The sequence below is a fragment of the Pseudonocardia sp. NPDC049154 genome, assembly GCF_040648315.1.
Classification (GTDB): domain Bacteria; phylum Actinomycetota; class Actinomycetes; order Mycobacteriales; family Pseudonocardiaceae; genus Pseudonocardia.
The window spans coordinates 21,463-39,531 of the sequence record NZ_JBEZDN010000026.1; the positions used below are offsets into that span (position 1 = coordinate 21,463).

Annotated in this window: 15 protein-coding genes; 12 read left to right on the top strand and 3 right to left on the bottom strand. The window is 76.1% G+C overall.

The genetic code is table 11. From position 1 onward, the window contains the following. Window positions 1-258: 258 nt before the first annotated feature. The 4 genes from AB0B41_RS15515 (at window position 259) to AB0B41_RS15530 (ending at window position 7,785) form a co-directional block, all read left to right on the top strand. On the top strand, window positions 259-5,904 hold the full coding sequence (locus tag AB0B41_RS15515) for a nitrate- and nitrite sensing domain-containing protein (RefSeq protein ID WP_358203374.1): 5,646 nt from the start codon (window positions 259-261) through the stop codon (window positions 5,902-5,904). A gap of 67 nt (window positions 5,905-5,971) precedes the next feature. Beyond that, window positions 5,972-6,394, top strand: coding sequence for a roadblock/LC7 domain-containing protein (locus AB0B41_RS15520; protein ID WP_037048693.1), 423 nt, complete (start codon window positions 5,972-5,974; stop codon window positions 6,392-6,394). A gap of 79 nt (window positions 6,395-6,473) precedes the next feature. Next, window positions 6,474-7,148 (top strand): DUF742 domain-containing protein, encoded by a 675-nt coding sequence (locus AB0B41_RS15525; protein WP_358203376.1) that lies wholly within the window; start codon window positions 6,474-6,476, stop codon window positions 7,146-7,148. Window positions 7,149-7,182: 34 nt separating this feature from the next. Further along, window positions 7,183-7,785 (top strand): ATP/GTP-binding protein, encoded by a 603-nt coding sequence (locus AB0B41_RS15530; RefSeq protein ID WP_358203378.1) that lies wholly within the window; start codon window positions 7,183-7,185, stop codon window positions 7,783-7,785. A 66-nt stretch (window positions 7,786-7,851) separates the two neighbouring features. Here the strand turns inward: AB0B41_RS15530 and AB0B41_RS15535 are convergent, their stop codons facing one another. After that, on the bottom strand, window positions 7,852-10,095 hold the full coding sequence (locus tag AB0B41_RS15535; RefSeq protein ID WP_358203380.1) for a helicase-associated domain-containing protein: 2,244 nt from the start codon (window positions 10,093-10,095) through the stop codon (window positions 7,852-7,854). A gap of 98 nt (window positions 10,096-10,193) precedes the next feature. Here AB0B41_RS15535 and AB0B41_RS15540 point away from each other — a divergent pair, with 98 nt between their 5' ends. Beyond that, entirely contained in the window at window positions 10,194-10,373 is a 180-nt protein-coding gene (locus tag AB0B41_RS15540; protein ID WP_358203383.1) for a hypothetical protein, read from the top strand. Beyond that, window positions 10,373-10,960 carry an NTP transferase domain-containing protein gene (locus tag AB0B41_RS15545; RefSeq protein ID WP_358203385.1) on the top strand — a complete coding sequence of 196 codons (588 nt, stop codon included), beginning with the start codon at window positions 10,373-10,375 and terminating at the stop codon, window positions 10,958-10,960. Before AB0B41_RS15540 ends, AB0B41_RS15545 begins: the two co-directional genes overlap by 1 nt. An 80-nt stretch (window positions 10,961-11,040) precedes the next feature. Here AB0B41_RS15545 and AB0B41_RS15550 read toward each other — a convergent pair whose 3' ends face one another. After that, complete coding sequence (locus tag AB0B41_RS15550) at window positions 11,041-11,640, bottom strand: transglycosylase family protein (protein WP_358203387.1); 600 nt, start codon at window positions 11,638-11,640, stop codon at window positions 11,041-11,043. Window positions 11,641-12,051: 411 nt separating this feature from the next. Between AB0B41_RS15550 and moaC the strand changes: the two genes are divergently transcribed. The 3 genes from moaC to AB0B41_RS15565 are packed head-to-tail and all read left to right on the top strand — an operon-like array spanning window position 12,052 to window position 13,498. Then, window positions 12,052-12,531, top strand: coding sequence for a cyclic pyranopterin monophosphate synthase MoaC (moaC, locus tag AB0B41_RS15555; RefSeq protein WP_308190899.1), 480 nt, complete (start codon window positions 12,052-12,054; stop codon window positions 12,529-12,531). Continuing rightward, window positions 12,528-13,037, top strand: coding sequence for a MogA/MoaB family molybdenum cofactor biosynthesis protein (locus tag AB0B41_RS15560; RefSeq protein WP_358203390.1), 510 nt, complete (start codon window positions 12,528-12,530; stop codon window positions 13,035-13,037). The genes moaC and AB0B41_RS15560 overlap by 4 nt, the downstream gene beginning before the upstream one ends. Beyond that, on the top strand, window positions 13,037-13,498 hold the full coding sequence (locus AB0B41_RS15565) for a molybdenum cofactor biosynthesis protein MoaE (protein ID WP_358203392.1): 462 nt from the start codon (window positions 13,037-13,039) through the stop codon (window positions 13,496-13,498). The genes AB0B41_RS15560 and AB0B41_RS15565 overlap by 1 nt, the downstream gene beginning before the upstream one ends. A 28-nt stretch (window positions 13,499-13,526) precedes the next feature. Here AB0B41_RS15565 and AB0B41_RS15570 read toward each other — a convergent pair whose 3' ends face one another. Beyond that, entirely contained in the window at window positions 13,527-14,081 is a 555-nt protein-coding gene (locus tag AB0B41_RS15570) for a transglycosylase family protein (RefSeq protein ID WP_358203394.1), read from the bottom strand. A 526-nt stretch (window positions 14,082-14,607) separates the two neighbouring features. Between AB0B41_RS15570 and AB0B41_RS15575 the strand changes: the two genes are divergently transcribed. The 3 genes from AB0B41_RS15575 to AB0B41_RS15585 are packed head-to-tail and all read left to right on the top strand — an operon-like array spanning window position 14,608 to window position 17,844. After that, window positions 14,608-15,513, top strand: coding sequence for a MoxR family ATPase (locus AB0B41_RS15575; protein ID WP_358203397.1), 906 nt, complete (start codon window positions 14,608-14,610; stop codon window positions 15,511-15,513). A gap of 13 nt (window positions 15,514-15,526) precedes the next feature. Next, window positions 15,527-16,687, top strand: coding sequence for a VWA domain-containing protein (locus AB0B41_RS15580; RefSeq protein WP_358203399.1), 1,161 nt, complete (start codon window positions 15,527-15,529; stop codon window positions 16,685-16,687). Between the two features lie 38 nt (window positions 16,688-16,725). Next, a complete protein-coding gene (locus AB0B41_RS15585) occupies window positions 16,726-17,844 on the top strand; it encodes an XdhC family protein (RefSeq protein ID WP_358203401.1) in 1,119 nt (372 codons plus the stop codon). The last annotated feature ends 225 nt before the right edge of the window (window positions 17,845-18,069 follow it).

Below are 18,069 nucleotides of genomic sequence, written 5' to 3' on the forward strand. Positions count from 1 at the left end.
GGCGTCCAGGGCCCGGCCTCGGCCGGGCGCGGCCGCGCGGCCGGTCCACGACCGGAAGGCCCAGACGATCACCGCCCCGCTCCCCGCCGGCTCCCCCGCACCGCCCCCGGCCTCGCCGAACACGCGTGCGAGCCGCTCGGCCACTGGCCGCTACCAACGGGCACCTCGGCTCCGCCAGGTGCCCGCGGGGCGCGAATCGTCGGGTCCGCGTGTCAAGGTCGGTCAGGTCGTCGCGAGCCACATCAGGGAGACGTTGACGTGACCAGCACCGAACGCCACCCCGCGTGGTCGGAGCGGCTGAACCCCCGCAACTGGAGCCTGGCCGCCAAGCTGGTGGCCGTGGGCCTCGTGCCCACCCTGCTGGCCCTGGTGCTGGGCGTCCTGCGCATCTCCGACCAGGCAGGCGTGGCCGAGCAGCTGGGCCGGGACAACCGCCTGCTGGAGATCCGCCAGGACGTCGCCGCCACGGCGCAGGCGCTGCAGGCCGAGCGCAACGGCGCCGTGCTCTTCGTCGCCGCCGGGCGCACGGGCGACCGCGGCGCGCTCGCGGCCGCCGCCGCGGACACCGACGCCAAGCTCGGCGAGGTGCGGTCGGCGCTGGCCGACCCCTCGCTGCTCGACGCGAGCAGCACCACCGCGCTGCAGCAGGCCGAGGGCGGGTTCACCCAGCTCCCGGTGCTGCGCACGGACGTGGCGGGCTCGCCGGCAGCGGTCGACGACGTCACCACCCGGTACACGACCATCGTCCAGCGCACGGACGTCCTGGAGCGGGCGCTGGTCCGCCAGGGCGAGACCACGTACGCCGGCGGCCTGGGCGACGCGCTCACCGCGACCGGCGAGGCGCGCGAGGCCCTGGCCCTGCAGCACACCGTGATCGCGGGCGCCATCGCCGCGGGCCGGCTGAGCGAGCAGGACAAGATCACCGTCACGGGCGCCGCCGCGGCGTTCGGCACGGCCTTCGCCGACTACCAGGTGGGTCTCACGCCGGAGCAGCTCGCGCGCTACGGCAACTTCGCCACGGACGGGGCCAACGTCGAGCTCGAGCGGCTGCGGACCCAGATCATGGCCACCCCGACCGACCGGCCACTGCAGGCGGACCCGGTGGCGTGGGACGCGGCGTACCAGCAGGCCGCCCAGGTCGTCGAGCGCGCCGGGTCCGGCGTGGCCGACGAGCTGACCGCCACCTCCACCCAGGCGCAGGAGGACGCGAGCAACAAGGCCGGCGTCAACTCCGTGCTGCTCATGCTGGGCGTGCTGCTCGGCGTCGCGATCATCGTGCTGCTCGCCCGCAGCCTGATCCGGTCGCTGCGGGTGCTGCGCCGCTCCGCCCTCGAGGTCGCCGAGCGCCGGCTGCCCCAGGCCGTCGAGAGCATGCGCTCCGGCCAGCCGCTCAATGCGATGGTCGAGCCGGTGCCGCTCGCGGGCCGGGACGAGGTCGGCCAGGTGGCCCGGGCGTTCGACGCCGTGCACGGGCAGGCGATCCGCCTCGCCGCCGACCAGGCCGCGCTGCAGTCGAACGTGTCGAACATGTTCGTCAACCTCTCCCGCCGCTCGCAGGCGCTGGTCGAGCGCCAGCTGCAGCTGATCGAGCAGCTGGAGAGCAACGAGCAGGACCCGGACCAGCTGTCCAACCTCTTCCAGCTGGACCACCTCGCCACCCGTATGCGGCGCAACAGCGAGAACCTGCTGGTCCTCGCGGGTACCGACCTCGCGAAGCGCAACGTCGCCCCGGTCCCGGTGGTCGACGTCCTCCGCGCCGCGGTGTCCGAGATCGAGCAGTACCAGCGCGTCGTGGTGCAGCCGCCGCCCGTCGCGACGGTCGCCGGACGCGCCGCGAGCGACCTCGTCCACCTGCTGGCCGAGCTGCTCGACAACGCCACCAACTTCTCCCCGCCGGACTCGCAGGTCGTCATGAGCACGACCCGGGCGGGCGACGGCTCGCTGCTCGTCGAGATCGCCGACCGCGGCGTCGGCATGGCGGAGCACGAGCTCGCCGAGGCCAACCAGCGCCTCTCCTCCCCGGCCGCGGTCGACGTCTCGGCGTCCCGGCGGATGGGCCTGTTCGTGGTCGGCCGCCTGGCCAACCGGCACGGGCTGGGCATCCGGCTCGGCGGCGGCATGACCGGCGGCTCCGGCGGCCTCACCGCCTCGGTCACCGTGCCCGCCGTGCTGGTGCCGTCGGCCGAGCCGATCGACCGGCAGCCGGTCCGCGCGGGCGCGGCGCCGGCCATCCCCGCGGGGCAGGGCGCGTCCGCCTTCGGCGGCAGCCCCGCCCCGAGCACCGTCCCCGCGCCGCGTCCGGGCAGCAACGGCTCCGGCCAGTCCCGGTCGCTGTCCTCGCTGGTCGCGGGGGACGACGGGCCGATGAGCCCCGCCCCGGCTCTCGGTGGCGGTCGCCCGCCGACCCCGCCGCTCAACGGGAAGGGCCTGCCGCAGCGCCGGCCCGGGGGCGTGCCCCCGCAGGATGGCTCCGGCCCGGACGACGGCTTCGACGCCTTCGGCACCGGTGCGGCCACGCCGCCGGCCGAGCGGCGGGACGAGGCGGAGGCCACCGCACCGTCGGACCAGGACACGCGCGAGGAGCGTGGGACCGCCCAGCAGGGCGGCACCGCGACCGACGGGCGCACCCCGGACAAGCAGGGCGGCCGTCAGGCGCCCGGTGGCCGGCCGGCGGGCCCGGAGCGTGGTCCGTGGCCCGTGGAGAGCCTGCGGCGGCCGCCGAACGGCTCCACCGTCCCGACCCGGCCGACCAACGGGCACGCCGTCCACGGCGAGCGCCCGGCCGCGTCCGGCCCGGGTGACCTGCCGTCGCTGCCCAAGCGCACGCCCCGGGGCGGCACTCCGGGCGAGGCGACCGACCGCACCCGTGAGCAGGAGCGTCCCGCCACGCCGGCGGCCGACTCGCCGGCCGACTCCTCGACCGACGCGGCGCAGCCGCGCAGCGAGGGGCAGGACGACGCGCCGTCGACGGGCTCCGAGGGGCCGGGCGAGAAGCTCGGCCGCGGCGTGGCCGCGGCCGGCGCCGCGCTGGCCGGTGCCGCCGCCGGGCTCGCCGGTGCAGCCGGCCTGCGCAAGTCCGACAAGGACTCCGACGAGAGCGCGGGCCGCGCCGAGAGCGACCGTGCCGACACGGACGGCATCTCGACCGAGACCGAGCGGATCCCCCCCGGCGCCGCTCCGGCGGACGACCACACCCCGCCGACGGGTTCGGCCGCGAGCGGCGCGGACACCGACGCGGACGAGCCCGCCACCAGCCGCTTCCCGGTCATCGGGGCCGGCGGCATCTCGCCGACCGCCGACGCGGCCACGACCGTGCCGTCGGCCGACCCCCGCACCACCGGCACCCCCGGTGCGAACGGCCGGGGTCCTGCGGTCCCGGGCCGCACCTCCGCCGAGGCCGGCGCGACCCCGTCCGGCGCGACCCCGTCCGGCGCGAAGGCGGACGAGGAGCGCGAGAGCGCTGCCGGGTCGACGGCCGGCACGGAGGCCGCGCGTACGGGCGCCACGTCCGGCGACGCGCCGTCCGGCCCGACCGGCTCCTCCACCACCGAGCGCGGCGATGCACCCGAGGGGCGCACCCCGGAGGGCCGCACCACCGAGCCCGGCACCACCGAGCGCACGGCGACCCCGGGCAGCGAGACCGACGGCCGTGCTGCATCGGCCAACGCCGCACCGGGCGAGGTCGCAGCGGGCGCCGAGGCACGGGACAGCGAGGCAGCGGGCAGCGAGGCAGCGGGGAGCGGGCTCGGCGAGCGCGCCGGGTCCGACCGACCGGGCCGCACCGGTGCCGCGTTCGCCGCGGGCGCCGCGACCGCCTTCACCGGCGCCGCCGGCATCCGCTCCGGGCGGGTCGACGAGACCGGCAAGGGCACGCAGCCCGAGGGCCCGACCTCGGGCTCCGCGGCCGGGACCACGGACTCGAGCACCCCGGGCGCGGGGGCCGCGAACAGCACCGACACCACCGCCGCCGAGCGCGCCGACAGCACTCCCGGTAGCACCTCTGGCAGCACTCCCGGCACCACGTCGGCCGGCACCACGGGCAGCACAGCGCCCGCGGCTCCCCAGCAGACCGGCGAGACGGGCGCGACCGGCGACTCCGAGGCGGGGACGCCGACCGGCGGCCGTCCAACCGGCGAGCCCGTCCCGCCGACCGCGGCGGGCCTGCCGCGGCGCACGCCCGGCGTGAACGGCGGGCAGCGGCCCAGCCGACCGCCGTCGGCCCTGCCGCGGCGCGGCGAAGAGCCCGAGGCCCGGCCTGAGCGTCCGGCCGCGCAGGCCGGCGCCGAGGGCGTCGAGCTCCCGCGCCGCACCCCGGGCACGCCCGGCCAGGCCCCGAACGGGGACCGGGCCGGCCAGGCCCCGGCCGCTCCGGCCGCCGGTGTCGAGGGCTCGCAGGGTCTGCCCCGGCGCATCCCCGGCGTCGCGCCTGGCGCCGACAATCGGCCCACGAGCCACCCGACCGGCCCCGGCGGCCTGCCGCAGCGCCGGCCCGGCCGCCCGATGTCGGCGTCGACCGAGGGCACGGAGGCGCTCTTCTCGGCCTCCACGCCCGCGGACACGAGCACCACCGGCCAGCTGCGCCGTCCGGGCGGCTTCGAGTCGCGGACCCCGTCGACCCGTCGCCCCGGCACGGACGGCCTCGGGACCGGCGACGGCATCGGGTCCGACGTCACCGGGACCAACGGCACCGCGCCGACCGGCGCGGGCGCCCTGGGTGGCGCGTCCATCCCGGGCCCGGAGCAGACCGGCGGCACCGCTCCCGCGGGCGGGACCACCGGCCAGAGCTCGGCGGACCCGGCCGCGGCGGCCGACATCCCGGCGGCCCCGAACCCGGCCACCCAGAACCCGACCACCCAGAACCGGGCCTCCGAGGGCCTGGCGTCTCAGGGCCCGGCCCCTCAGGGCCCGGCGTCCCTGGGGCCCGCGCCCCAGGGACCGGCTCCGGCCACGAGCCCGACCGCGAGCCCCGGCCCGCACCGCAACGGCGGCCCCGTCGCCTACGGCACCGGCACCCCGGGCGCCCCGGGCACGGCCGCCGGCCAAGGCACCGGCTTTCCGAACGGCCCGGCCGGCCTCCCGACCCGCCGCCCGACCCCCGGTCCCCAGGCCCCGGCCCCGACCGGCCCGAACGGCACCGGCCCCACCGGAACCGGTCCCACCGGAACCGGCCCGACCGGCGTCGGTCCCAACGGCACCGGCACCGGCAGCACCGGCATCGGCCCCGCCGGAACCGGCAACGGGTCAACCCCGGCCGCGTCCGGCCCGGGCCTGCCCGGCACCGGCACCCCGGCCCCGGCCGACGCGTTCGGCGCCGCACCGGCCGACCCGACCGCCCCCACGGGCGGCCCGGGCGAGCCCGCCGGCGGGCCGTCCCGCTTCGACCTCGGCCAGACCACGCCGATCTTCGAGGAGATCGCGTCGGCCTGGTTCCGCTCGAACCGCTCCGTCCCGGTCCGCTGGACGGACGGCGAGGGCACCGAGGACGCGCCGGGCACCCCGGCTCCGGCGAGCGCGTCGGCCCCGGCCGACCCCCTCCGCACGGACCGCCCGGCCGGCGGCGACACCGGGTTCGCCACCGCGGCGGACGAGGGCTGGCGGGTCGCCGACGCGACCGCGGCGGCCGCGGCCGCCGAGTCGGAGCGCGGCGCGAACGAGACCACGGAAGCGGGGCTGCCGAAACGCAGGCCCCGCGCGCGGCTCGTCCCGGGCAGCGCGGCAGGATCCGCGGTGCTGGCTCCGCCTTCGGGGCCGGCCCGCAACGCCGAGGCCATCCGTGGCCGCCTAGCGAGCTACCAGCAGGGCGTCCGGCAGGGCCGGGAGAGCCGGCTGCGCCGCCAGTCGGCGGCGGGCGGTGCCGGCACCGGGCAGACCCGGAGCACGACCGAGCAGGACGAGGAGAAGTGATGATCGGGCAGGAGACCGCACCTGCGGCCGCCCCCACCGGCCCGACCGACGTCGAGGAGGCCGCGGCGTGACCGCACCACAGACCCAGCCCAGCCGGTTCGGATGGCTGGTCACCAACTTCGCGGAGAAGGTCCCCGGGGTCGCGCACGCGATCGTGGTCTCCGCCGACGGGCTGCTGCTCACGGCGTCGGACCGGCTCCCCCGGGACCGCGCGGACCAGCTGGCCGCGGTGGCGTCCGGGCTGGTCAGCCTGACCCAGGGCGCGGCCCGCTGCTTCGACGCGGGCGGCGTGGTGCAGACCGTCGTGGAGATGGACCGCGGGATCGTCCTGCTCATGTCCATCAGCGACGGGTCGTGCCTGGCCGTGCTCGCGTCCCCGAGCTGCGACATCGGCCTGATCGGCTACGAGATGACGCTGCTGGTCGACCGGGTCGGCCAGCTGCTCACCCCGGAGCTGCGGGCCGAGCTGCAGGGCTCCTTCGGGCCCTGACGCCGCGGCGTCGACCCCCAGCGCCCGATCCCATGTCCATCCGTCCGACGAACGACCGGCACGAGGCAGGTGAGGTTTCATGACCAGCGGTCCCGACGACGCACCGCGTCAGCAGGAGCCGACGTTCGCCGACGTGATGAACGGGTTCAGTCTCGACTCGGGGCGCCCGCGCAAGCGCCGCCGGTGGGGGCGCCGGCGGGACGAGGACGCCGAGCGGCAGGAGGCCCCGCAGGCCCCGCCGCCGGCGTACCCGGCCACGCCGGCCCCCAGCCCGGTCCCCAACGAGGTCGCCTACAGCCAGGGCTCCCAGGGTCCCCAGGGGGACACCGGGTTCGCGGGCTCGGGCTACGGCGGGTACCAGACCGGCCCCATCGAACCGGTCCGGGACGAGCCGCTCCCGCCCGCCGTCCCGACCGGGGCGTCGGCGGTGCGGCCCTACGCCTGGACCCGCGGCCGGACCAAGTCCGGCTTCGACCTCGCCATCGAGACGCTGGTCTCGACCAGCCCGCAGGGGCGTGAGCAGCTGGCGATGCTGCAGATGGAGCACCGCTCCGTCGCCGACCTGTGCGACCAGCCGCGCTCTGTCGCCGAGGTCGCCGCGCTGCTGTCGATCCCGCTCGGTGTCGCCCGGGTGCTGCTCGGCGACATGGCCGGGCTCGGCGTGGTGACCGTGCACCAGACCGCGAGCAGTACCGGCAACGAGCCGGACCTCGCACTGATGGAAAGGGTGTTGAGTGGACTCCGTCGGCTCTAGTTACCCCGTCGGCGGGCCGCCGGTCACCCCGGCGATGTCCCGCCCGTCCCCGGCAGCCCGGCCGGGCCCGACGCCCACCACGATCTCGGCGAAGATCGTGGTCGCGGGCGGCTTCGGCGTCGGCAAGACCACGTTCGTCGGCTCGGTGTCGGAGATCGACCCGCTGACGACCGAGGCCGTGATGACCGAGGCCAGCGCCGGGCACGACGACCTGAGCGCCACGCCGAACAAGCAGACCACCACGGTCGCCATGGACTTCGGCCGCGTCTCGCTCGACTCGGACCTGATCCTGTACCTGTTCGGCACGCCCGGGCAGCACCGGTTCTGGTTCATGTGGGACGACCTGGTGCGCGGCGCGATCGGCGCCGTCGTGCTGGTCGACACGCGTCGGCTGGCGGACTGCTTCTCCGCGATCGACTTCTTCGAGGACCGCGGCCTGCCCTACGTCGTCGGCCTGAACGCCTTCGACGGCCAACAGCCGCACCGGGTCGAGGACGTCCGCGAGGCCATGTCCATCGACCCGTCGATCCCGATCGTCATGTGCGACGCCCGCAACCGGGAGTCCACGAAGCAGACGCTGATCGCGCTGGTCCAGCACGCGATGGCCGCCCGCATGGCGGCCGGCGCCCGCCGCTGATCCGGCGCTGTCCCCGCGCCGCCCCAACGGACCGGGCACCCACCCGGCCCGGGACCGGCGCCACGGTCAGCTCTCGATGAGGGCGATCCGCGTGATGCGGTGCAGCGGCAGCCGATAGACCTCCCCGTCGACGGCGTCGCGCCCCTCGACGATCCCGCCGCCGACGGTGAGCGGGGCGAGCACCCGCTCGCCCTGCACCCCGTGGCCGTCGACGTACCCGATCCACACCTGACGCTGCGCCCGCGCCGCCTCCTGCAGCGTGGCCAGGGTGTGGCTGGACCCGTTGGCCGGCAAGGCGTTCCCGGCCCCGCGCCGGGCCGCGGCCAGCGCGTCGCCCGCACGCATCTTGGCCACCACCGCGTCGATCCGCTCCTCCGAGGGATCGGCGAGCACCGCGCGGTTCCGCGGCCGCCGTGGGTCCGTGCGGGCCCCGCGCGGCCCCAGATCCAGCACGCCGCCCGAGGCGTCCTCCGCGGCGGGGCTGAACCCGGCGGCCCGCAGCCCGTCGAGCAGCTCCGCCAGCGGGGCGGGGCTCACCGCGACCGTCGGCGCGATCCGCCGCAGCTCCAGCGCCGCCGTCTCCGGGTGCGCGAGGACCTCGGAGAGCAGCACCTCGTCGTCCGAGCGCAGGAAGGCCGAGGCGACGCCGCCGCGCAGCCGCCCGTGCCGACGCCCGACGTCCTCGATCAGGTAGGTCAGGGCCTGCGGCACCGGGGTGGACGACTTGGCCTCGAGCAGGTCCTTGAGGTCCGTGACCGAGCGTCCCGAGTCGAGGGCGCGCCGCACGCTGGCCTCGGAGAAGCGGTACACGGTCGCGCCGCCCGCGGACTCGACGTCCGCCATCAGCTGCAGCTCCCGCGCCAGCGCCGTGACGAGCGGGCCGGGCGCGACGGCCGTGAGGTCGGCCTGCAGGAGCACGGTGTCGACCGGCTCGGGCAGCACGGCCCGCAACGCGGCGACGACCGGGCCGTTCTCCCCCGGCGCCGCGGCGAGCAGCGCCCGGCCGGGCTCGGCGAGCGCATCGAGGGCCACGACGCCGATCAGCGTGCCCTCCTCCAGCGTCCACCGGACGATCTCGTCCCGCAGCCGCCCGCCCCGCCGCGGCGCGCGCCACGCGAGCAGGTCCCCCAGCGCCTCCGGGGTGGTGACGGCGGTGCCCGGCGGCAGGTCGGCCAGGGCGGCCAGCACGCGTTTGCGGTCCCGGGGCGCGACGGGACGGCGCAGCGTCTCCGAGAGCGCGTTGATGGGGCGGTCGGCGTCGTCCCGGCGGCCGACGAGTCCGGGCAGGCGCGGCAGCTCCAGCCAGGCCCGCGCCAGCGCGACCCAGCGCTGCTCGATCCCGGACGCGGACCAGGCGTCGGCGGCCGTCGTGGGCAGCCAGTCCGGATTGGGCGAGTCGCTCTGCCCGAGCAGGTCCGCGGCCAGGGCGACCTCGACGATCAGCGCGGCGCCCGCCTCGTCCGTCTCCAGCTCGCGGGCGGTCCGGCGCAGGTCCCGCACGCCCAGCCCGCCCGAGCGGAGCACGGTGGGCGGGGCGGTGCCCCACAGCTCGACGAGCCGCTCCACACGCCGCAGGAGCTCCATGGCGGCGCCGCCCGCGGTCCCGTCGACCTGGGACACCGGCCGCTCCCGGGTCGACAGCGGCGGCGGGGTGGCCTCGATCCGGCCCATCGGCCGGTCGCCGCGCAGGGCGATCCCGACCTGTTGCGGCAGCTCCACCGTCTCGGTGTCGAGCCGGATCAGCAGGCCCTTGGCGAGCAGCCGCCCGACCGGGCTGTCCGGCTCCGCCGCGGACCGGCTGCGGCCGATCGGCGGCCCGGCGATCAGCGCGTCGAGCACCCGGCGTTCCTCGGGCGGCAGCCCGGCGAGCAGCCCCGGCAGCTCGCTCGACGCCGCCGGCCCGCCCGCGCGCCGGCCCAGGTTGCCCGGATAGGCGGGCACGACGTCCCGGGCCGCCGGCACCACCCGCAGCCCCGCCTCGTCCCCCCAGACCAGCGCGCGGGCCTGCAGCGCGGCCAGGGCGGCGTCGAGGGCCGCGGCGGTGACGTCCGGGCCCAGCAGCCGGGCGATCTCCGCACGCTCGGCGGCCACCCGGTCGGCGTCGGCCACGACGAGGGCCTCGAGCACGGCGAGGGCCACGGTGTCGAGGTCGTCGCTCGCGCGGTGCACCGAGGCGCGGATCCCGGCGCGGGTCGCCAGCACCGTGACGTCGGCGGGCGGGGGCACGGCCAGGTCCGGCCGGAGCCGCAGCAGCGCGGCCAGGGTCTCGTCGTCCTGGGCACGCAGCCAGTCGACCAGCGGGACGGTCATCGCCCTCCACGGTAGTCGCGTCGGGCCGGGTGCCCCGCCCGGCCGTCCGATCGGGGATACTGGGGTCGCACGTGCCCGACAGACCGTGGAGGAGAGCCGTGGCGAAGCCACTGAAGGCCGGACGCATCGACCCGAACTGGCCGGACCTGCCGGACGGCGAGCACCCGCTGACCGAGCTCCTCGGGCCGGTGCAGGGGAACATGTCCCCCTTCGGCGACGTCGAGTTCCCGCTCGACACGATCCCGTACGAGCACCCCGTCACCGAGATCAACAAGTAGTGCCGGCCGAGGGCCTGCTGCTCGCCGCCGGCGCCGGCCGCCGGATGGGCGGGCCGAAGGCCCTCGTCGAGCTGGCGGGCGAGCCGCTCGTCCGCCGGGCCCTGCGGGTCCTGGCGGAGGGCGGCTGCACGCCGTCGACCGTGGTCCTCGGGGCCGCGGCGGAGCGCGTCCGCCCGCTGGTCCCGAGCGGCACGGCGGTCGTCCTCGCACCGGACTGGGCCGAGGGCATGGGCGCCTCGCTGCGCGCCGGCCTGGCCGCGCTGGCGGCCCGCGACCCCGCCCCGGAGGCGGTCGTCGTGCACCTCGTGGACCTGCCGGGCGTCACGCCCGCGGCGGTCGCCCGCCTCGCCGCCCTCGCCGCCCCCGGGGCGCTCGCCCGGGCGGCCTACGCGGGGCACCCCGCCCATCCCGTGCTGCTCGGCCGGGACCACTGGGCCGCCGTCGCGGCCGGGGCCCGCGGCGACGCCGGGGCGCGGGGCTATCTGAAGGGACACCCGGACCTGGTGCTCGTCGAGTGCGGCGACGTCGCCAGCCCGGACGACGTCGACACCCCCGAGCAGCTCGCCCGCGCCCGCGGCGCCTCCTGAGAACGCGACCACCCCGCCACCGGTCCGGTGACGGGGTGGGCGGGGGGCCGGGCGCGCGTCCCAGGGCCTGGAGAGAAGGGTCAGACCTGGAGCACGCTGCCCGGCAGGATCAGGTTGGGGTTGGACGTGAGCGCCGGGTTCTTGGCGAGCAGGTCCTTCCAGTTCGCCATGCCGTGCGCCTGCGCGATCTTGCCGAGGGTGTCGCCCGCCTTGACGGTGTACGTGCCGGTCGACGGCACCGCCGGGGCGCTCAGCCGGACCTGCTGCGCCGGGGCGGCGGGAGCGGTGCGCTGGGTGGCCGACTCGCCGGTGGCGCCCGCCTTGCGCGAGCAGACCGGCCAGGCACCCCAGCCCTGCTTCGCCAGCACCTTCTCGGCGACGGCGATCTGCTGGGCGCGGGTGGCCTGGTGGGCGGCCGGGGCGTACTGCCCGCCGCCGAAGCCCTTCCAGGTCTGCGCCGTGAACTGGAGGCCGCCGGAGAAGCCGTTGCCGGTGTTGATGCTCCAGTTGCCGCCGCTCTCGCACTGGGCGACACGGTCCCAGGTCGAGTCGGTGGCCGCGTTCGCCGACGGTGCGAGGACGACCAGGGGGGCACCGGCGACGGCACCGGCCAGCGCGGTGCGGGCGATCGTGCGACCGGCGGTGGACGGCTTGCGGTGCTTGCCGCGGTAACGGGCCATGACACGTCTCCGTCGCGGCGCCTGCGGAATGTCGCCCTGGGGAAGGCGACGGCGGTGGGTGGCCGCCGGATGTTCCGTCCCTGTCCCGCGTCGTGCTTCGGGGGCCGTCACCGCCGGACAGGGGAGCGCTGCGGTTCCGGGGCCGGGCGGCAATGGGGGAGTCCGCCTGAGCCGGGAGCGACCGTACGTGTGACGGACGGATGACGAAAGCAGGAGCGGAACCGTGTCCCCGCGCCGCCTTCCGGACCGACGGAATCTGTGGTAGTCGCTGTTTCCCCTGGTCAGCGATACGTATAACGGCCAGAAAACGGTTCGGATTCGGAACGTCTTGGTTGTGTCGCTGTGATTGAGATCACACTTCGAACGGGCCCCGGCGGCGACCGCCGTCACGTCGCACGTAGGGTCTCCCCCGTGGAGCTGACCCATGTCGACGCCGCCGGCGCCGCCCGGATGGTCGACGTCTCGGAGAAGCAGCCGAGCGCCCGTACCGCGGTCGCGACCGGGGTGCTGCGGACCACCGCCGAGGTGGTGGACCTGCTGCGCCGGGACGGGCTGCCGAAGGGCGACGCGCTGGCCACGGCCCGGATCGCCGGGATCATGGGCGCCAAGCGCACCCCGGACCTGGTGCCGCTCTGTCACCCGATCGCGTTGAGCGGCGTCACGCTGGACCTGGAGCCCGGCGAGGCCGAGGTGCGGATCCGGGCGACCGTGCGCACCACGGACCGCACCGGGGTGGAGATGGAGGCCCTGACGGCCGTGGCCGTCGCGGGGCTCACCCTGCACGACATGGTCAAGGCCGTGGACCCCGCCGCCGTGCTCGACGCCGTGCGCGTGGAGAGCAAGGAGGGCGGCAAGACCGGCTCCTGGACCCGCCCGGAGGACCGCTCGTGAGCGAGCTCGAGTCCCCGGGGACGGACGCGGCAGCGGTGCGCCGCGCCCGGGTGATCACCGCGTCGAACCGCGCCGCCCAGGGCGTCTACGCCGACAAGGGCGGGCCGATCATCGCGGAGTGGCTGCGCGGCAAGGGTTTCGAGACGGACGACCCGACCGTGGTGCCGGACGGGGAGCCCGTCGGCGCCGCCCTGCGCGAGGCCGTGGCGGCCGGCACGGACGTGGTGATCACGACCGGCGGCACCGGGATCTCGCCCACGGACGCGACCCCGGAGGTCACCCGCGCCGTGCTGGACTACGAGGTGCCGGGGCTCGCGGACGCGATCCGGGCGTACGGCGCCCCGAAGGTCCCGACCGCCGTGCTGTCCCGCGGGCTCGCCGGGGTGGCCGGGCGGACCCTCGTCGTCAACCTGCCGGGGTCGACCGGCGGGGTCCGGGACGGCCTGGCCGTGCTGGACGGCGTCCTCGACCATGCGGTCGACCAACTCCGCGGAGGTGACCACTGATGGACCCGATCACCGAGTCCACGGAACCGGGCACGGCGCCGAAGGTGTTGCGCGCCACGGTGACCGAGGAGGTGCTCGACGTCGACGAGCACGCCCGGCTCGTCGACGACGCCGCGGCCGGGGCCGTGGTGACCTTCTCCGGTGTCGTGCGCGACCACGATGGCGGGCGGTCGGTGAGCGGGCTGGAGTACAGCGCCCACCCGACCGCCGCGACCGTCGTGGCGGAGGTGGCGCGGGACGTCGCAGGCCGGGCACGTGGCGTGCGCGCGATCGCCGTCAGCCACCGGGTCGGGAGGCTCGCCATCGGCGACGTCGCCCTCGCCTGCGCGGTCTCGGCGGACCATCGGCAGGAGGCCTTCGCGACCTGCTCCGAACTGGTCGAGGAGGTCAAGCGGCTGCTCCCGGTGTGGAAGCACCAGGCCTTCGCCGACGGCACGGACGAGTGGGTCAACTCGACCTGAGCGACCCACTCGGCCCGGTGCGGCCGGGTCAGACCTTCAGGGCCTGCCCGATCGACAGCTTGTTGGCGTCGGCCAGACCGTTGGCCTGCGCCAGCTGCTGCCAGGTCTTGCCGCTCGCGGCGGCGATCTGGCTCAGGGTGTCGCCGGACTTGACGACGTAGTTCCCGCCGGCGGGAGCGGCCGGGGCCGGGGTGGCGGGAGCCGAGGCGCGGACCTTGGTGGTGCCGCCCGAGGGCGCGGCGGTGTCGCCACGCACGCCGACCTTCTTCGAGCAGGAGGGCCAGGCGTTCCAGCCCTGCTTCGCCAGGACCTTCTCGGCCACGGCGATCTGCTGCGCCTTGCTGGCCTGGTGCGGCAGACCAGTGCCGCCGTAGGTCCGCCAGGTGGTGGCGTTGAACTGCAGGCCACCGTAGTAGCCGTTGCCCGTGTTGATGCTCCAGTTGCCGCCGCTCTCGCACTGGGCGAGGGCGTCCCAGGAGGAGGCGGAGGCGGCGTTGGCGTTGCCCGCCAGGGCCACCGGCGCACCGATGGCGACGGCACCGGCAACGGCGACACGCAGGAGACTTCGACCGGTCAGCTTCATGATGGAACTCCGTTATCGCGCCGGGTCGGAGTGGGGTCTCCGATCGCCCGGGATCCGCGAACGGTGCGACCTGGGGAGTATCGCCGGCTCACATCCGTGTGATTCACGAACGCGAACCTTTCCGTTCCGGAAATACTTTCCCGCCCTGTTCCCTTCTCTTCTCTCGACGGACCGGAAACCGCGGGACAGGGAGCTGGCGCGACGGTTCCGGCTGGCATTTCCGACCGCCCCTGATGGTGCGGCCGACCGAGAACGCTACGTTTCGAACAGCCGTTTCCGTCAAACCGATCATTGGTGACCTCGGTCACGGTAACGCAACCGTGATGCGATCGATAACCATATAACCCCTGGTCAGGGTACCGAGATCACGGATGTATCACGGCCCGGCGATTCCGACCGATCCGGAAATATTGTCGTTTCGCTCACAAGCATCCGATGACGAACGGTGAGCGTCACATCGACGCAGAGTGAACGTTCGATGAGCCTCGCAGTGGCTGCCCGGCCGAACGTGGTCCATTCTGGTGGGGTGACAGACGCCCACCGGGACGGCCGGCCCGACTCGCCCGCTGCCCTCGCCGACGCCCTCCGGGCGACCGGTTACCTCCCCGACGACGGCCTCGCGACCGCCGCCTACCTCGCGCTCGAGATGCAGCGCCCGCTCTTCTGCGAGGGCGAGCCCGGCACCGGCAAGACGGCCCTCGCCCAGGCCCTCGCGAAGGTCCTCGGGGCGGAGCTGATCCGACTGCAGTGCCACGACGGCATCGACGCCGCGCAGGCCCTCTACGACTGGGACTTCCCCCGCCAGCTGCTGCACCTGCGCGCGCTGGAGGCCGCGGCCTCCGTCGACAACGCCACGCTCGACGCCGACGCCGTGGAGGCCTCCCTCTACGAGGACCGCTTCCTGCTGGCCCGCCCGATCCTGCGCGCCCTGCGGACCACCCCGTCCGTGCTGCTGGTCGACGAGATCGACCGCGCCGACGACGAGTTCGAGGCCTTCCTCCTCGAGGTGCTCTCGGAGCACGCGGTGACGATCCCCGAGATCGGCGAGGTCCGCGCCGTCGTGCCGCCGGTGGTGGTGCTCACGTCCAACCGCACGCGTGAGGTGCACGACGCGCTCAAGCGGCGCTGCCTCTACCTCTGGCTGGACCACCCGGACGTCGCGCGCGAGATCGAGATCCTGCGCAGCCGGCTGCCCGGCGTCCCCGAGCGGCTCGCCCAGCAGGTGGCCGCCGCCGCGCAGAAGCTCCGCACCACCGACCTGATCAAGCCGCCCGGCGTCGCCGAGTCGCTCGACTGGGCCCGCGCCCTGCAGCTGATCGGCGCCCGCAGCCTCGACGTCGACAGCGCCGCCCGCACGCTCGGCGCCGTGCTGAAGTACCGCGAGGACGCCGACCGGGTGCGCAACCGGCTCGACTCCCTGCTCGCCTCCTGACGGACGGACCGACGTGCAGTACCCCAGCGCGGTGCCCGACACCGGTCCGGCCCCGGACGCCGACCCGTTCCCCGGGTTGGTCGGCTTCACCGCCGCCCTGCGGGCCGCCGGCGTGCCGATGACGACCGACCGGGTGGCCGCCTTCACCGAGGCGCTCGACACCCTCGACGTCACCAGCCGGACGCAGACCTACTGGGCCGGCCGGCTCACGCTCTGCTCCGACCCGGACGACATCCGGCGCTACGACGCCGCCTTCGCCGCGTGGTTCGACCCGGCCCAGGGCCCGCGGTCGCCCGCGCCGGGGGACCGGCCGCCGCCCCCACCCACGCTCCGGTCGCTCATGCCCGCGCGGGACCGCGGCGAGGAGTCCGGCGAGGACGAGGACGACGAGTCCCCCGTCGTCCGGGCCACGGCGACCGGGGCCGAGGTGCTGCGCACCCGCGACCTCGGCGAGCTGAGCCCACTGGAGCGCGAGCACCTCCGCCGGCTGCTGGCCCTGCTGCGGCCGGACCCGCCGACCCGCGCCTCCCGGCGTCGCGGCCCGTCGCGGCACGGCAGCCCGGACCCGCGCCGGACGCTGCGCGCGGCGCTGCGCAACGAGGGCGAGATCGGCGCGCTGTACCGGCGCGCGCCCACCCGTCGCCCCCGCAAGGTGGTGCTGCTGATCGACGTCTCCGGCTCGATGGAGCCCTACGCCGACGCGCTGCTCCGGTTCGCCCACGTCGTCGTGCGGCGGTCGCCGCGCAGCACGGAGGTCTTCACCCTCGGCACCCGGCTCACCCGGGTCACCCGGGAGCTGCGCCAGCGCGACGCCGAACGCGCGCTGCGGGACGCCTCGCGCGCGATCCCGGACTGGTCCGGCGGCACCCGCCTCGGCGAGGCCGTCCAGGCGTTCGTCGACCGGTGGGGGCAGCGCGGGGCCGCGCGCCGCGCCGTCGTCGTGGTCTTCTCGGACGGCTGGGAGCGCGGCGAGCCGGACCTGCTGGGCCGGCAGGTCCAGCGGCTCTCCCGGCTCACGCACAAGCTGGTGTGGGTCAACCCGCACGCCGGCAAGGAGGGCTACGCCCCGGTTCAGGGCGGAATAGTCGCGGTCCTGCCGCACTTGGACCAACTGCTCGCCGGGCACAGCCTGGAGACCCTGGAACGTTTGCTCGCGGTGATGAGAGATGCTTGACCGGCCCGACAGGGCGGTCCGGCCAGTGGAGGTTCCCCATGCGTGACGTCGTCGACCAGCTCGAGGGCTGGTGGAAGAACGGCGAGCCGGCGGCGCTCGCCACGGTGGTGGCGACCTTCCGCTCCGCCCCGCGCCAGCCCGGCGCGTCGATGCTGGTGGGCCCCGGCGGCGAGGCCGTCGGCAGCGTCTCCGGCGGCTGTGTCGAGGGTGCGGTCTACGAGCTCGGCCAGGAGGTCCTCGGCGAGCACCGGCCCGTGCTGCAGCGCTACGGCGTGTCCGACGACGACGCCTTCGCCGTGGGCCTGACCTGCGGCGGCATCCTCGACGTCTACGTCGAGGAGGTCTCCCCCGAGGCCTATCCCGAGTTCGGCCGGATCGCCGAGGCCATCCGCGAGGAGACCCCGGTGGCCGTGGCCACCGTCGTGTCCGGCCCCGCCGAGCGGCTCGGGAAGCGGCTGATCGTCTGGGAGGACGCGGTCGACGGCGGCACCGGGTCGGACCGGCTCGACGGCGCGGTCACCGACGACGCCCGGGGCCTGCTCGCCTCCGGCCGCAACGCCACCATCACGTACGGCGTCGACGGCCAGCGCCGCGGCGAGGGTCTGATGGTGTTCGTCGAGTCCTTCGCCCCGCCGCCCCGCATGATCGTCTTCGGCGCGATCGACTTCGCCGCCGCCGTCGCGAAGATGGGCAACTTCCTCGGCTACCGGGTCACCGTGTGCGACGCCCGCCCCGTCTTCGCCACGGCCAGCCGCTTCCCCGGCGCCAACGAGGTCGTGGTCGAGTGGCCGCACCGGTACCTGGCCAAGGAGGCCGAGGAGGGCCGGATCGACGGGCGGACGGTGCTCACCGTCCTCACCCACGACCCGAAGTTCGACGTCCCGCTGCTCGAGGTGGCCCTGCGGCTGCCTCAGGTCGCCTACATCGGCGCAATGGGCTCGCGGCGCACCCACACGGACCGGATCGAGCGGCTCAAGGAGCGCGGCCTCACCGACGCGGAGATCGCGAAGATGTCCAGCCCGATCGGCCTGGACCTGGGGGCGCGCACTCCCGAGGAGACCGCCGTCTCCATCGCGGCCGAGATGATCGCCCAGCACTGGGGCGGCGCCGGGACGCGGCTGGCGGAGCGCGAGGGGCCCATCCACAGCCACACCTGACCGTCGGGACAGGGTCGCACCCTCCGTCGGACCGGTCCCCCGGGCCGTCGGGCGGACTACCGTGCGGGGGTGCAGACGAGGAGGTCCCGCATGTCCCGCCCCCTTCTCCGGCGCCGCTGATGCCGGTGCCGCGCACCGTGCCCACCGCCTCCGCCGGCCCCGTCACGGAGCACCCCGAGCGCACCCTGCGGAGTAGCGTGGCTCACACGCTCCGGATGCCCCGGG

Excerpts from the sequence above, each read along its gene's own strand:
- AB0B41_RS15550 (WP_358203387.1), bottom strand. The coding sequence starts at position 11,640 with ATGGCCCGTTACCGCGGCAAGCACCGCAAGCCGTCCACCGCCGGTCGC.
- AB0B41_RS15570 (WP_358203394.1), bottom strand. The coding sequence starts at position 14,081 with ATGAAGCTGACCGGTCGAAGTCTCCTGCGTGTCGCCGTTGCCGGTGCC.
- AB0B41_RS15530 (WP_358203378.1), top strand. The coding sequence starts at position 7,183 with ATGTCCCGCCCGTCCCCGGCAGCCCGGCCGGGCCCGACGCCCACCACG.
- AB0B41_RS15585 (WP_358203401.1), top strand. The coding sequence starts at position 16,726 with ATGCGTGACGTCGTCGACCAGCTCGAGGGCTGGTGGAAGAACGGCGAG.
- AB0B41_RS15565 (WP_358203392.1), top strand. The coding sequence starts at position 13,037 with ATGGACCCGATCACCGAGTCCACGGAACCGGGCACGGCGCCGAAGGTG.
- AB0B41_RS15525 (WP_358203376.1), top strand. The coding sequence starts at position 6,474 with ATGACCAGCGGTCCCGACGACGCACCGCGTCAGCAGGAGCCGACGTTC.
- AB0B41_RS15535 (WP_358203380.1), bottom strand. The coding sequence starts at position 10,095 with ATGACCGTCCCGCTGGTCGACTGGCTGCGTGCCCAGGACGACGAGACC.